The following is an 11,445-nucleotide window of genomic DNA, read 5'->3' as shown; positions in this document are numbered from 1 at the left end:
GTCCACTCTGGAGAGTGGACCACTAGCTCGGGCGAAAAGGCCGGGAAAGGGCCGGAAGCCGGGGAAAGAGGCAGAGCCAGTGGACCACTAGCTCGGGTGGAGAGGCCGGGAAAGGGCCGGAAACTGAGGGAAGAGGCAGAGCTAGTGGACCACTTTGGAGAGTGGACCACTGGCTGGGGCGGAAAGGCCGGGAAATGGCTGGAAACAGGGGAAAGAGGCGGAGCCAGTGGCCCACTTTAAAGAGTGGACCACTAGCTAGGGTGGAAAGGGCGGGAAAGGGCTGGAAACCGGGGAAAGAGGCAGAGCCAGTGGCCCACTCTGAAGAGTGGACCACTAGCTCGGGCGCAAAGGCCGGAAAAGGGCCGGAAATCGGGAGAAGTGCCTTAGCCAGTGGTCCACTCTGGAGAGTGGACCACTAGCTGGGGCGGAGAGGCCGGGAAAGGGCCGGAAACCTAGGAAAATGTTAGAGCCAGTGGCTCACTCTGGAGAGTGGACCACTAGCTAGGGTGGAAAGGCCGGGAAAGGGCCGGAAATCGGGGGAAGTGTCAGAGCCAGTGGACCACTCTGGAGAGTGGACCACTGGCTGGGGCGGCTTGCCTTTCTTGGCCTTGCTCAGTCTGGTCTTCTAATAACAAGACCTAAATTTATATAATTCTCAATAAAAAGTGCATATTCCTTGCTTTACTATCTAAGAGGTCTATAATGGTAGATAGATAGGGAAATCCTATCAAAAAGTAAAGGAGTGTTTGATTATGTCAACCGTTCAACGTCTTAACGAAATCACAGCCAACTTAGGTGTTTTATATGCGAAATTGCATCAACACCACTTCTATGTAAAGGGCCAAGACTTCTACAAATTGCACGAACTTTTCGAAACTCAATATAACGAAGTTCACGAACAATTTGACGAAGTAGCCGAACGCATCCTCATGATTGGCGGCAAGCCAGTCTCAACTTTAGGTGAATTCTTAGCCTTGGCAACCATCAAGGAAGTACCCTACACGACTGAAAAATCAGCGCGTCAAATGGTCGAAGAAACAGTTGCTGACTTCGAGCTCTTCCGTACTCAATTGGAAGCTGCCATCCATTCTGACATCGACGAAGTCAGCCAAGACCTCTTGATTGGTATGAAAGCTGTCTACGACAAGCACTTGTGGACTATGAAGGCTTACTTGGGCTAAAAAATATCAAATGAAGGAGTTGGGAGCCGTCTTCTGGCTCCTTTTTTTGCGCTTATTTTTGGCTAATGGCCCTATGATTTTTATCTATTTTATGTTAGGCTAAACGAGACCCAGTTCTCGGGACTGGATAAGTTTAGATTAAGATAATGAGGAAGTTCTATGTCACCTACCCTTACACACCACAAAGCCCAACCCATCCGCCAGACCCTAAGTTTGATTAGGCGCCATGCCTTGGTCCTGCTGTCCATGGGGACGGCCCTGCAATTCCTAGTCAGTGGGCTAGGGGCCGGGCTGCTGGTCTATCTCTTCCGGCTGGCTCTGATTGCGGCCGACCAGACCAACCTGGACAAAAACAATATTAGTCATCTGCTGGCTAACCCGCTTAGTATTGGTATTCTGCTGGTGCTGGGGGCGGTCTTCGCCTTGCTCTTCTACCTGGAACTGTCGGCCATGGCCTATGTGATTGATGCCTGTCGCCAGGGCAAGCGCTTGTCCTATCGAGGCTTGCTGACCCATTCCCTGGGCCGGCTTAAATCCTTGAACGGGTTGGACTTTGTTAGTTTTTTTGGTTATTTGCTCATTACCTTGCCAGTCAGTGGCTTGGTCCTCGAGTCCAGTCTGACGGAGGGTATTTATGTGCCGGAATTCATTACGGGTGAATTGATGAAGACCCCCATGGGGACGGTTATGGTGGGGCTGGTTTTTCTAGTCCTATCCTATCTCAACCTGCGTCTGATTTACACGGTTCCCCTCATGGTCATTGGCGACCAGGCCTTCTCCCAATCGCTTAAAATGAGTTGGCAGGCCACGCGCCAGGGCAAGCGCAAGCTAGTGGGCGCCTTGCTGGGCTTTGAAGTAATCCTGGCTATCTTTGGCTTTCTATTTATTATTCTAGGTGCCAGCCTAGCCTTCCTAATCAATACAAAGGGCGATAATCTCTGGTTCCAGGCCGGCGTCCTGACCCTCTATCGGGGCGTCAACTTCGCCTTTGGCCTCTTCACCAAGGTGGGCGTCATGTCCATTCTCTTGATTTTCCTGGGGCGGCCTTTGGACAGTCAGCCTTACTTGCTAGCCCAGGCCAAGGGCAAACGTGGTTGGCGCTTCTACCTCTTGCTCGCCTTGCTGGGTGCCATGGCCTATGGCTCGGCGGCCTTTGAAGTCTTTAGCAGTGGGCTTAACACTAAACAGCAGGTTGTGGCCCATCGGGGCTATGTGGCCGAGGGAGTGGAGAATACTATCCCAGCCCTGGAAGCGGCGGCTGCCCAAGGGGTGGACCAAGTAGAGATGGATATTCTGCTGACCAAGGATCAGCAATTCGTGGTCATGCACGACTACAACCTCAAGCGCCTGGCCGGCCTTGACCGCCGGGTTCAAGACATGACGCTGGCGGAAGTGGAGGGCTTGACTGTACGCCAGGACGGCCTGGAGGCCACCATTCCTTCCTTTGACGCCTATGTCAAACGAGCCAAAGAACTGGGCGTCAAGCTCCTGGTTGAGCTCAAGCCTCACGGGGGCGAGCCCAATAATTACGCGCAGATCTTTATCAACAAGATGCGCCAGCTGGGTGTTGAGACCCAGTATAAGACCATGTCCTTGGACCTCAAGGTCATGGAAGAAATTGAGCGACTGGCGCCAGAAATCGAGACCGGCTATGTCATTCCCATCCAACTAGGTGGCTTTGGCGACAATCAAGTAGACTTCTTCGTCATCGAAGACTTCTCCTATCAGGACTACTTGGCTGACCAGGCCCACGACCGGGGCAAGGCCGTCTATGTCTGGACCATTAATGATAATGAGAAAATCCGCAAATATCTGCAAAAACCAGTCGATGCTATCATTACGGATCAGCCGGATCAAGTGGCCAGCATCCGCCAGAAGCTCCAGTCCCACAATGGCAACTACTTGGACTATCTGCTCCAGTTGGCTTCGGGTAACTAGTTGGATTGATTAGCTCGGTTGGCATGGACTCACTAGCCTGATTGACTTGGGCTAACTCTTTTCCTAGTTAAGCCAATTTAAGCACACCTAAAAGAGGCCCCAGAGCCTCTTTTTTACAGGCTTAAGTCGGCCATTTGTAGGGAATTTGTTACAGACACTGGGGGGTATTCATGTTACAATAAGGGGTGCAAGTATTGTATAGCCGATTAGGACCAAAGGAGGGAGGCAAGGGATGAAACGGATTGCCATATTAAACACAGGGGGAACCATCTCCATGAGTGAAGACCAGACCACGGGTAAGGTCTCGCCATCTTCCACCAATCCGCTCAGCCAGGAGGGCAATCTCTTCCGTTCCTTGGCTGACCTAACCATCATTGACTTCTTCCACCTGCCGTCACCTCATGTGACGCCCCAACATATGTTGGAGCTTAAGAACTGGATTGAGGCTCGCCAGGAGGATTTCGATGGGGTGGTTATCACCCACGGGACTGACACTCTGGAAGAGACAGCCTATTTCCTGGAGTTGACCCTGGATTTGGACATCCCAGTCATCATTACGGGGGCCATGCGTTCCAGCAATGAAATGGGCTCGGATGGCCTGGCCAATTTGCGGTCGGCTATCGTCACCGCCGTCGCTGACCAGTCGCGGGGCAAGGGGGTCATGGTGGTCATGAACGAGGAAATCCACACGGCTACCTATGTGACCAAGACCCACACTACCAATGTAGCCACCTTCCAGACGCCAACCTTTGGGCCCAATGGGATTGTGTCTAAGAACCAGGTTCTCTACTTCCAGAAGTTGATTCATACCGAGCACTATGAGCTCCAAAGCCTAACCAAGCAAGTAGCCCTGCTCAAGGCTTACTCAGGCATGACGGCTGATTTGTTTGACCACATTGTGGACTCAGGCGCCTATAGCGGCCTGGTCATTGAAGGCTTAGGGGCAGGCAACCTGCCACCGGCTAGCTTAGCTGGCCTTAAGAAGGTGCTGGCCGCCGGCCTGCCAGTAGTCATGGTGTCGCGGGCCTTCAACGGCATTACGGAAGATGTTTATGACTATGAAGGGGGCGGCAAGCAGCTGCGCCAAGCCGGGGTCATCTTCACCCAGGGCTTGAGTGGGGTCAAAGCTCGCATCAAGTTGCTGGTCTTGCTTAACAGCCAGACGCCGGTTAATATCCAACAGGCCTTTCATTTAGGGGCAAAATAAGTGAAAAATTATCAAAAAAGGGATGCCAAGGCGACGTTTTTTTGATAAACTAATAGGGACAGTTAGAATGAGTAGAAAGGTGACCCATATGAGTCAAGTAACCCATATTGGATTAAGCTTCTTCGGCTACAATCGTAGTCAGGTAGAACGCGTCATTGAATCCAAGGATCAGCGCATCAGTGAGCTAGAAAAGCAAGTCGCTGACATCCAAGCACAAGTGACCAAGCTGCAAGCAGACATGGTCAAATATCAGGACATGGAACAAGCCCTTAAGGACGGGATTGTGGATGCCCGCCGCACAGGTAATCAGATTGTGCAAGAATCGACGGAAGAGGCCCAACGCCTAGTCGACCAGACCAACCAACAAGTGGTCCAATACAAGGAAGAGTTCGCCGCCTACAGCCATGACTTGGTGGAAGGCGGGGCCCAACTCAAGGATCAGCTCAATGAGATGAAGGCCCAAATGATGACCATTTTGTCACAGTATGAAGCCATCCTCAAAGACACTGACTTTGATGCCCTCTATCCAGAGAAGGAAGTCAATCGCTTCAACATCCAGCTTCAGGAATATGTGGCCGACGACGGCTTTAGCCTTAAGGGTCGGGAAGATTTAAGCCACCTCTTACAAGACGGCAGCCTGACTGAAGAAGAGAAGCAGGAATTGAAGAAATTAATCCAGGAAGTGATGACGGTCGAGCCTAATCAAGAGGCGCCCCAATCGAACGCGTCATCAACATCTGCCAAAGATAAGCAAGACCAGGAGGACGACGCCTCCTCTCAGTTCCAAGCAGTCAAGAAAGTTGTCGGGTCTGATCAAGTCTATGAAGAAGCGCCCGTAGGGGAAGAGTCCTCCAGCTCAGTCAGCGATGCTGACCGCAAGCTCGTCCCTTTTAAACCCAAACACAACAAGAAGAAACGATCATAAGCCTCAAGTCCCGTGTCAACCAACCACGGGCTTTTGCTTACTAAGAAGGAGCCTAACATGAGTTTAACAAGTCAAGTAGCCAAGCGCCGGACCTTTGCCATTATTTCTCACCCGGACGCGGGGAAGACGACCATCACCGAGCAACTCCTGCTCTTCTCGGGAGCTATCCGGGAAGCCGGGACGGTCAAGGCCAAGGGGAAGCAATCTAAGAAATTCGCCAAGTCCGACTGGATGGAAATCGAGAAGCAACGGGGCATCTCCGTCACTTCTTCGGTCATGCAGGTGGACTATGATGGCTATCAAGTCAATATACTGGATACCCCAGGGCACGAGGACTTCTCGGAAGATACCTACCGGACCCTGATGGCGGTGGATGCCGCGGTCATGGTAGTGGACTCAGGTAAGGGGATCGAGCCTCAGACCAAGAAACTCTTCGAAGTCTGCTCCATGCGTGGTATACCGATCTTCACCTTCATGAACAAGTTGGACCGGGACGGTCGGGAGCCCCTGGAATTGGTGGCGGAACTGGAAGAAGTCCTAGGCATTGATGCCTATCCTATGAACTGGCCAATGGGCATGGGGAAAAACTTACTGGGCCTCTACGACCTCTACAATAACCGGGTGGAACTACGCGGTCTAGACGGGGAAGAGGACAGTTATATTCCTCTAGATGAAGACGGGGAAGCCCAAGGCGACCATGCCTTCAAGCAATCCTCTATCTATTCTCAAGCCATGGAAGATGCCCAGCTCTTGTTAGAAGCGGGTAATGCCTTCGACCGTGAGCTCATTAACCGGGGTAAGTTGACGCCTGTCTTCTTCGGGTCAGCCTTAACCGGTTTCGGGGTTCAAACCTTCTTCGATGCCTTTGTGGATTTGGCGCCAGCGCCAGCCGCAGTGGAGGCAGAGGAAGGGGTAGTGGTCCAGCCAACCGATGAACGCTTTACTGGCTTTATCTTCAAGATTCAGGCCAACATGAACCCAGCCCACCGCGACCGGATCGCCTTTGTCCGCATCTGCTCCGGTAAATTCGAGCAGGGCATGAACGTGACCCTCAACCGGACCAAGCGGACCATTCGCATGGCCCACACCACGCAATTCATGGCCGATACCCGGGAAGAAGTGCAAGAAGCCGTTGCCGGGGACATTATTGGTCTCTATGATACAGGCAACCTACAGATTGGCGACACCCTCTACACGGGCAATGCCGGTCTGCAATTCAAGCCCCTGCCACAGTTTACGCCGGAACTCTTCATGAAGGTGACACCTAAGAACGTCATGAAGCAGAAGTCCTTCCACAAGGGGATTGAGCAGCTGGTCCAAGAAGGGGCCATCCAGCTCTACAAGACCTACCACACCGAAGAATACATTATCGGGGCAGTGGGTCAGCTGCAATTTGAAGTCTTCCAGTACCGCCTCCTGCATGAATACAATGCGGAAGTGGATATGACCCCAATTGGCAACAAGATTGCCCGTTGGATTGACGAGAAGGATCTCAACCCTAACATGTCTTCCAGCCGTAACCTCTTGGCTAAGGACCGCTTCGGTCAGCCGGTCTTCTTGTTCGAGAACGCCTTTGCTGAAAATTGGTTCAAGGACAAGTATCCAGATATTGAATTGAAAAAATTACTCTAATCACTTGCTCATGGAAAGGAGCCAGGCCTATGAATACGCCAGTTACCCTCTTAGCAGATTTCTACAAACTCTCCCACCGGGAACAATACCCAGCCAAGACCGAAAATGTCTACTCAGTCTTGACCCCACGTTCCAATGAACGGGCTCAATTTAGCCAACATGTGGTGGTCTTCGGGATCCAATACTATATCAAGGAATACTTGATTAATCGCTTCAACGAAGGCTTCTTCCAAAAGCCTAAGCGTCAAGTCATCGCCGACTATCAACGCTTCGTTAAGCATTCCTTAGGCTTGGACCCTGTCCCCGTGGCTCATTTGGAGGCCTTGCACGACCTGGGCTATCTGCCTATTAAAATCTCTGCCCTAGCTGAAGGGACTCGGGCACCTATCAAGGTGCCAGTTTTGACCATCGAGAATACCCATCCGGACTTCTTCTGGTTGTCTAGCTACCTGGAAACCACTATGCTCAACACCCTCTGGTTGCCGATGACTAGCGCCACGGTAGCCGATGGCTACCGCCGGATTCTGGAGACTTTCAGTCTGCAAACCACAGGTGGGGTCGAGGGCGTGGACTTCCAAGCCCATGACTTCGGTATGCGGGGCATGAGTTCGGAAATGACTTCAACCGTGTCAGGCGCGGCTCATTTGCTCAGCTTTTTGGGCTCGGACACCATTCCAGCCGGTTGCTTCCATGAAGAATACTATGAGGCTGACTGTGAGAAGGCTCCGATTATTATGAGTATTCCGGCCACAGAGCACAGCGTCATGTGTGCCTATGGCGAGGATAGCGAGCAAGAACTCTTCCGCCACCTGCTAACGGATGTCTATCCTAAGGGCTTTGTCAGCGTGGTGAGTGATAGTTGGGACTTCTGGCGCGTGGTAGGGGAATACCTGCCAGCCCTTAAGTCAGTCATTCTGGAACGTGAGGGTCGCTTGGTCATCCGGCCTGACTCTGGCGTGCCAGAAGACATTCTCTGCGGGACGATCCAAGAATTTGGCAAGGGCCAAACGCCAGAAGAAAAAGGGCTAATTGAGTGCCTCTGGGATACCTTTGGCGGCCAGGTCAATGACTTGGGCTACAAGGTGCTGGATCCGCATATCGGGGCCATCTATGGCGACTCCATTACCCTGGAACGGGCCCAACTGATCTTAGAGCGCTTGGCAGCTAAGGGCTTTGCTAGCTCCAACGTGGTCTTCGGCATTGGCAGCCGGTCCTATCAATCCATGACCCGGGACTCCTTCGGCTTCGCCCTCAAGGCGACCTCAGTGGTCATCGACGGTCAAGAGAAGGCTATCTTCAAGGCGCCTAAGACCGACAAGGGTGGCACCAAGAAGTCACAAAAAGGCCGGGTGCGGGTTTACCGCAATGACCAAGGTCAGCTGACCTACGAAGACGGCCATACCCGCGAAAGTTTGGCAGGCTGCGACAACCTCTTGCTACCAGTCTTCGAGAACGGCCGCCTCTTGCGCCGGACTTGTCTAGAAGACATTCGTCAGCTGCTCAAAGAAAAATAATAGAAGCAAAAGAGACTGAAAGTTGGCCTTTCAGTCTCTTATTTTTTTATTTTATATAAGAAAAAAACCGCCTGCTTATAGGCGGAGTTCTAACTCGACAAAGTTGTGGGCCTCTAGGATTTCGACATTGTCACGGTTGTTTTGCTGGAAGAGTTTGGCAATGGCAAAATCAATTTCCTTGGCGCGCACAGGGCGGTTCTTATTGATGACGATGATGTTCTTGTGGGTTGGGGCAGCTGAATAGAAGACGGTTGTAGGACCTAGGGTGTAGACCTTAACAATGGATGCGTCCGAACATTCTAGCTGTTTAGTGACCAAGTCATAATGACTATTGGTGACGTCAATCATTTTCATACGAGACCCTCCTTTAAGTCTATTATAAGCCTTTTCAAGCCAAAAATATAGGGGAATTTCTAGAAAAAAACCGCAAAGAGACATTTTCATGATAAAAAGCGACTAGGACGGGGCCAAATTAGGAAAGCGTTTAAAAAATTTTCGTCTTTAGGGTCATTTTTTCATGCTAGACGGTTGTTCTATCTGGAAAAAAATGTTATCCTAGTACGTGAAGAGATGTAATCGCCATTACATCCTCATCTTCTAAACTATTTTTTCAAAGGAGTTTTTTTGATATGGAAAAGAAAGAATTTCACGTTGTAGCTGAAACAGGGATTCACGCACGTCCAGCAACTTTGTTGGTACAAACTGCAAGCAAATTCTCTGCTGATTTAAACTTAGAATACAAAGGTAAATCTGTTAACTTGAAATCCATCATGGGTGTTATGTCATTAGGCGTAGGCCAAGGCGCTGACGTAACCATTACTGCAGAAGGTGCTGACGAAAAAGAAGCGCTTGAAGCAGTAACTGAAACTATGAAAAAAGAAGGCTTGGCTGAGTAATGACTTACTTAGCGGGTATTGCAGCGAGTGATGGGATTGCCATCGCTCCTGCTTATTTATTAACGGAGCCAGATTTGAGCTTTGAGCGAGTAGCCGTAGCAGACACTGACGCCGAAGTTGCGCGTTTGGATGCTGCCTTGGCTCAAGCCAAAGAAGAGATTACTGCCATTCGTGACTTGGCATTAGACGCTTTAGGCGAACACGAGGCACAGGTCTTTGAAGCTCACTTGTTGGTATTAGGCGACCCAGAATTAACTGACCAAATCAAAAATACTATCCGTAACGAAAAGGTAAATGCGGAAGCAGCCTTGCGCGATGTAAGTGGCATGTTCATCCAATTGTTCAAATCAATGGAAGACAACCCATACATGCAAGAGCGTGCAGCCGACATCAAAGACGTATCTGAACGCGTACTTGCCGCTCTCTTAGGCGTTAAGTTACCAAGTCCAGCTACGATCTCTGAAGAAGCCATTGTCATTGCCCATGACTTGACTCCAAGTGACACGGCGCAATTGAACAAGAAATACGTTCGGGCCTTTGTAACAAATATTGGCGGACGCACGTCCCACTCAGCCATTATGGCGCGCTCTCTGGAAATTCCTGCTATTGTCGGGACCAAGGAAGTAACCCATGTGGTCAAGGATGGCGACTTATTAATCGTCGACGCCTTAGAAGGTAAAGTACTTGTTAACCCTAGCGAAGCGGAAGTAGCGGAATACCGCCAAAAAGCCCAAGCCTTCGCTGACCAAAAAGCAGAATGGGCAAAACTGGTCTCAGCACCATCCGTAACCAAAGACGGCAAACACGTGGAATTGGCTGCCAATATCGGGACGCCAAAAGACGTAGCCGGTGTCTTGGCTAACGGTGGGGAAGCAGTCGGTCTTTACCGGACTGAGTTCCTCTACATGGACTCTGCTGATTTCCCAACTGAAGATGAACAATACGAAGCCTACAAGGCCGTATTGGAATCAATGGCTGGCAAGCCAGTGGTGGTACGTACCATGGATATCGGTGGTGACAAAGAGTTACCATACTTGGAATTACCACACGAAATGAACCCATTCTTGGGTTACCGGGCTATCCGGATTTCCTTGGACCAACGCGACATGTTCAAGACCCAATTGCGGGCTCTCTTACGCGCGTCTGTTCATGGCAACCTACGGATTATGTTCCCAATGATTGCGACCTTGAGCGAATTCCGTTCAGCTAAGTCCTTCTACGAAGAAGTCAAGGCTGAATTAGTCGCTGAAGGCGTGGCAGTAGCTGACGGCATCCAAGTCGGGATCATGATTGAGATTCCAGCTGCGGCTGTCTTGGCTCATCAATTTGCTAAGGAAGTAGACTTCTTCTCTATCGGGACCAACGACTTGATCCAATACACCATGGCGGCGGACCGGATGAACGAGCAAGTCTCTTACCTCTACCAACCTTACAACCCATCTATCTTGACCTTGATCAAGCATGTCATCGACGCATCGCATGCTGAAGGCAAATGGACTGGTATGTGTGGGGAAATGGCTGGGGACCAAACGGCTGTGCCACTCCTCTTGGGGATGGGCTTAGACGAGTTCTCTATGTCAGCGACTTCGATCTTGAAGACGCGTTCCCTCTTAACCAAGTTGGACTCTCAAGAAATGAAAGCCTTGGCTGACAAAGCCATCAACGAGTGCACCACTGTTGATGAAGTAGAAGCCTTGGTAGCGGAAGCTGTTGCTAAAGCAACTGGCCAAGCATAATAAGCTAAGAATTAGGAGACTAGGACGGCGGTCCTGGTCTCTTTTTGTGTGGGAAGGGCTTTGGACTTGGGAGCTGGCTGAGAAGGGGAGGCCGACCTAGCACAAGGTAGGGGTGGGGCGCGCCTCAGCTGTGGGCTGACCGTTCTTAAAGTAGAGGGTATGGACTAGCCAAGAAAAGGGGCCCGCCCAGGCCTACCAGACCTTGACAAAGCCCGCCCCATGCCGTAAAATAGATAGGTATTCGACTTGCGAATACAGCATGTCTCAGTAGCTCAGCTGGATAGAGCATTCGCCTTCTAAGCGAACGGTCGGGGGTTCGAATCCCTCCTGGGATGTTTTTTCTTGATTATAGGTGCTTATAGGTGATTAAAAATGCCTGTAAATCAATATTCTTGATTATAGGTGCTTATAGGTAA

General features: G+C 50.8%; 9 protein-coding genes and 1 tRNA gene. 9 read left to right on the top strand and 1 reads right to left on the bottom strand.

Annotated elements, in window-relative coordinates; all coding sequences use genetic code 11:
- The first annotated feature begins 752 nt into the window (after positions 1–752).
- The 6 genes from HMPREF3093_RS04940 to HMPREF3093_RS04915 all read left to right on the top strand — a co-directional run bounded on the left by HMPREF3093_RS04940 (position 753) and on the right by HMPREF3093_RS04915 (position 8,397).
- Positions 753–1,181 (top strand): Dps family protein, encoded by a 429-nt coding sequence (locus tag HMPREF3093_RS04940; protein ID WP_070755874.1) that lies wholly within the window; start codon positions 753–755, stop codon positions 1,179–1,181.
- 159 nt (positions 1,182–1,340) lie between these two features.
- Entirely contained in the window at positions 1,341–3,119 is a 1,779-nt protein-coding gene (locus HMPREF3093_RS04935; protein ID WP_070755873.1) for a glycerophosphoryl diester phosphodiesterase membrane domain-containing protein, read from the top strand.
- A gap of 232 nt (positions 3,120–3,351) precedes the next feature.
- Positions 3,352–4,326, top strand: coding sequence for an asparaginase (locus tag HMPREF3093_RS04930; RefSeq protein ID WP_070755872.1), 975 nt, complete (start codon positions 3,352–3,354; stop codon positions 4,324–4,326).
- 88 nt (positions 4,327–4,414) lie between these two features.
- Positions 4,415–5,251 carry a DivIVA domain-containing protein gene (locus HMPREF3093_RS04925; RefSeq protein ID WP_070755871.1) on the top strand — a complete coding sequence of 279 codons (837 nt, stop codon included), beginning with the start codon at positions 4,415–4,417 and terminating at the stop codon, positions 5,249–5,251.
- A 57-nt stretch (positions 5,252–5,308) separates the two neighbouring features.
- The gene (locus tag HMPREF3093_RS04920) at positions 5,309–6,883 is read left to right on the top strand and encodes a peptide chain release factor 3 (RefSeq protein ID WP_070755870.1); all 1,575 of its coding nucleotides are present in this window, start codon (positions 5,309–5,311) and stop codon (positions 6,881–6,883) included.
- A gap of 29 nt (positions 6,884–6,912) precedes the next feature.
- The gene (locus HMPREF3093_RS04915; protein WP_070755869.1) at positions 6,913–8,397 is read left to right on the top strand and encodes a nicotinate phosphoribosyltransferase; all 1,485 of its coding nucleotides are present in this window, start codon (positions 6,913–6,915) and stop codon (positions 8,395–8,397) included.
- Between the two features lie 75 nt (positions 8,398–8,472).
- Here HMPREF3093_RS04915 and HMPREF3093_RS04910 read toward each other — a convergent pair whose 3' ends face one another.
- Positions 8,473–8,751, bottom strand: a complete 279-nt coding sequence (locus HMPREF3093_RS04910) for a DUF1827 family protein (RefSeq protein ID WP_035364153.1) — start codon at positions 8,749–8,751, stop codon at positions 8,473–8,475.
- A 275-nt stretch (positions 8,752–9,026) separates the two neighbouring features.
- Between HMPREF3093_RS04910 and HMPREF3093_RS04905 the strand changes: the two genes are divergently transcribed.
- The 3 genes from HMPREF3093_RS04905 (at position 9,027) to HMPREF3093_RS04895 (ending at position 11,364) form a co-directional block, all read left to right on the top strand.
- A complete protein-coding gene (locus HMPREF3093_RS04905) occupies positions 9,027–9,293 on the top strand; it encodes a phosphocarrier protein HPr (protein ID WP_023391747.1) in 267 nt (88 codons plus the stop codon).
- The gene (gene ptsP, locus HMPREF3093_RS04900) at positions 9,293–11,029 is read left to right on the top strand and encodes a phosphoenolpyruvate--protein phosphotransferase (protein ID WP_070755868.1); all 1,737 of its coding nucleotides are present in this window, start codon (positions 9,293–9,295) and stop codon (positions 11,027–11,029) included. Before HMPREF3093_RS04905 ends, ptsP begins: the two co-directional genes overlap by 1 nt.
- 261 nt (positions 11,030–11,290) lie before the next feature.
- Positions 11,291–11,364, top strand: a tRNA-Arg gene (locus tag HMPREF3093_RS04895).
- Positions 11,365–11,445 lie beyond the last annotated feature (81 nt).

It is taken from the genome of Abiotrophia sp. HMSC24B09 (assembly GCF_001815865.1).
Classification (GTDB): domain Bacteria; phylum Bacillota; class Bacilli; order Lactobacillales; family Aerococcaceae; genus Abiotrophia.
Note: the sequence above shows the minus strand (reverse complement) of the source record. Positions and strands in the feature narration are given on the sequence as shown.

Coding starts and splice junctions, on each gene's coding strand:
- HMPREF3093_RS04925 (WP_070755871.1), top strand. CDS start 4,415: ATGAGTCAAGTAACCCATATTGGATTAAGCTTCTTCGGCTACAATCGT.
- ptsP (WP_070755868.1), top strand. CDS start 9,293: ATGACTTACTTAGCGGGTATTGCAGCGAGTGATGGGATTGCCATCGCT.
- HMPREF3093_RS04905 (WP_023391747.1), top strand. CDS start 9,027: ATGGAAAAGAAAGAATTTCACGTTGTAGCTGAAACAGGGATTCACGCA.
- HMPREF3093_RS04910 (WP_035364153.1), bottom strand. CDS start 8,751: ATGAAAATGATTGACGTCACCAATAGTCATTATGACTTGGTCACTAAA.
- HMPREF3093_RS04940 (WP_070755874.1), top strand. CDS start 753: ATGTCAACCGTTCAACGTCTTAACGAAATCACAGCCAACTTAGGTGTT.
- HMPREF3093_RS04915 (WP_070755869.1), top strand. CDS start 6,913: ATGAATACGCCAGTTACCCTCTTAGCAGATTTCTACAAACTCTCCCAC.
- HMPREF3093_RS04930 (WP_070755872.1), top strand. CDS start 3,352: ATGAAACGGATTGCCATATTAAACACAGGGGGAACCATCTCCATGAGT.
- HMPREF3093_RS04935 (WP_070755873.1), top strand. CDS start 1,341: ATGTCACCTACCCTTACACACCACAAAGCCCAACCCATCCGCCAGACC.
- HMPREF3093_RS04920 (WP_070755870.1), top strand. CDS start 5,309: ATGAGTTTAACAAGTCAAGTAGCCAAGCGCCGGACCTTTGCCATTATT.